Genomic DNA, 490 nt, shown 5'->3' with positions numbered 1-490 from the left:
GCATTCTCCGCTCTCAGATACTCGTTTTCTGCTTGAAGTCGTTCTAACTCTGTCATCTCTTCGGGTTTCTTCTTTGGTTTACGTCCCATTTTAGATGGTCTCCCTTTTGTTTTCTCAACAATAGTATACCCGTTTTTCTTGTATTGTGCCATCCAATTTGGAAGCATACCACGATTTGGGAGAGCATATTCGAGAGAAACTCTATCTTGAGACCAGTTTTCATGTAGAACTTTATCAATCATTTCTTGTTTTAATTCAGGAGAATAGTAACGATTTTTTCCTTTTTTGACGAACTCTATTCCATAACGATCAATCAATTTAATCATGTACCTAATATTAGAATTGTTTATCCCAAATTTATTTGAAAGCTTCTCTAAGCTATATCCTTGTTTTCTAAGTTCATAGATCTGAACTTTATCATCATAAGTTAATTTCATAATAAAAGCACCCCAAAAGTTAGATTTTTTCTGTCTAACTTTTGGGGTGCAGT

General features: G+C 34.1%; 1 protein-coding gene. It reads right to left on the bottom strand.

From position 1 onward, the window contains the following. On the bottom strand, positions 1 to 437 hold a 437-nt coding region (locus B7698_RS00610), incomplete at its 3' end, for a transposase (protein ID WP_142358040.1). Positions 438 to 490 lie beyond the last annotated feature (53 nt).

It is taken from the genome of Streptococcus mitis (assembly GCF_002096855.1).
GTDB classification, from domain to species: Bacteria; Bacillota; Bacilli; order Lactobacillales; family Streptococcaceae; genus Streptococcus; species Streptococcus mitis_Y.
The sequence above is the reverse complement of the archived record's forward strand: the minus strand, read 5'-3'. Positions and strand labels throughout refer to the sequence as shown.